Here is a 1,348-nt window from a genome sequence, read left to right as displayed (position 1 = left end):
CTGTTAGAGCCCGTCCCGCCCCATCTTATTGAAAGCCTGACTGTTGATGCCCTCCCTGCAAATTCCCCCCGTTTCGAGCCTGAATGCACAGAGCTTTGCCGCTACTGTCTCTCCCTGACGCAGATGCTGGCAGGGCAAAGCTTTTACTCTGAAATGGAAAAATACCTTAGCTGCCTGCTGTATGAACTGATTAAGTATTTTGCTGCGGAAATGATAGCCCCGCGCTGGCTGCGTACCGCCGATGGCGTTAAATTTATTGACGAGGTGACGGCATGATGCAACAGGACTGGCAACCCGCCGACATTATTGCGGCGCTGAAAAAGCGGGGAACGTCGCTGACGGCGGTTTCCCGTAACGCCGGGCTGGCGTCCTCCACGCTGACCAACGCCCTTAACCGACGCTGGCCCAAAGGCGAAAGATTGATAGCGGAAGCGTTAGGCATCGCACCTGAGCAAATCTGGCCTTCGCGCTATCGCTGATGTTCCTCCAGCGCAACCCGGATACGGAAGCCGCGCCGCATTTTATTTATCTGATTCGCCATAATCCTTTGAACCCCAGAATCAGTTTTCTATTATCGCCTTCTTACAACGAAATCAGTTCTCGCCTGCACACAATGCTTCCTGCCCTACGAGAAGTGCCCGATGTATCAGGATGGTCGCCGTTTTACGGGTCATCACACCACTGAAAACTGTTGGATCTGTCGTTCGATGGATAACGGTTTATTACGCTAAGGAAATCACCATGAATCTGATGAGTAATTGTGCACAACCCACCCTGGATGTTATATTAAAATATAATATTCGGAGATCCTCTATGTATACAACTCGCCTGAAAAAGGTCGGCGGATCCATCATGCTGGCGGTTCCTCCCGCCGTGCTGAAAACGCTGGAGCTGTCGACGGACAGCGAAGTGGGTATGACCATTGATAATGGCTGCCTGATTATTGAACCCCAGAAACGGCCCCGTTATTCGCTTGAGGAGCTGCTGGCGCAGTGCGATCCGCACGCCGAAATGAGCGAAGAGGATCGGGAATGGATTGATGCGCCTGCGGTGGGCAAGGAGATTCTGTAAATGGACAGAGGGGAAATCTGGCTTGTTTCACTGGATCCGATTGCTGGCCACGAGCAAAGTGGAAAACGTCCGGTACTCATTGTATCGAAGGCATCGTTTAACAAGCTGACCCGACTACCGGTCGTGGTTCCCGTCACCAGCGGCGGAAACTTTGCACGTACAGCAGGTTTCACGGTTTCACTGGAAGAGGCGGGGACCAAAACAACAGGCGTTATTCGCTGCGACCAGCCCAGGACTATCGATATGGCGGCCCGGAAAGGCAAGCGTCTGGAACGCA

Annotated in this window: 3 protein-coding genes and 1 pseudogene; all 4 read left to right on the top strand. The window is 52.9% G+C overall.

From position 1 onward, the window contains the following. Positions 1-276, top strand: a pseudogene (locus tag KHQ28_RS28800) (hypothetical protein); the annotation flags it as partial. Beyond that, entirely contained in the window at positions 273-479 is a 207-nt protein-coding gene (locus KHQ28_RS28795) for a helix-turn-helix transcriptional regulator (RefSeq protein WP_020805021.1), read from the top strand. The pseudogene KHQ28_RS28800 and the gene KHQ28_RS28795, both read left to right, overlap by 4 nt. A gap of 334 nt (positions 480-813) precedes the next feature. Then, the gene (locus tag KHQ28_RS28790) at positions 814-1,071 is read left to right on the top strand and encodes an antitoxin (RefSeq protein ID WP_000288812.1); all 258 of its coding nucleotides are present in this window, start codon (positions 814-816) and stop codon (positions 1,069-1,071) included. Next, a partial coding sequence (locus KHQ28_RS28785; RefSeq protein ID WP_159182614.1) for a type II toxin-antitoxin system PemK/MazF family toxin occupies positions 1,072-1,348 on the top strand: 277 nt, incomplete at its 3' end.

Origin of the sequence: Klebsiella sp. 28 (assembly GCF_018223905.1) — a bacterium.
Lineage (GTDB): Bacteria > Pseudomonadota > Gammaproteobacteria > Enterobacterales > Enterobacteriaceae > Klebsiella > Klebsiella pneumoniae.
Note: the sequence above shows the minus strand (reverse complement) of the source record. Positions and strands in the feature narration are given on the sequence as shown.

Excerpts from the sequence above, each read along its gene's own strand:
- KHQ28_RS28795 (WP_020805021.1), top strand. The coding sequence starts at position 273 with ATGATGCAACAGGACTGGCAACCCGCCGACATTATTGCGGCGCTGAAA.
- KHQ28_RS28790 (WP_000288812.1), top strand. The coding sequence starts at position 814 with ATGTATACAACTCGCCTGAAAAAGGTCGGCGGATCCATCATGCTGGCG.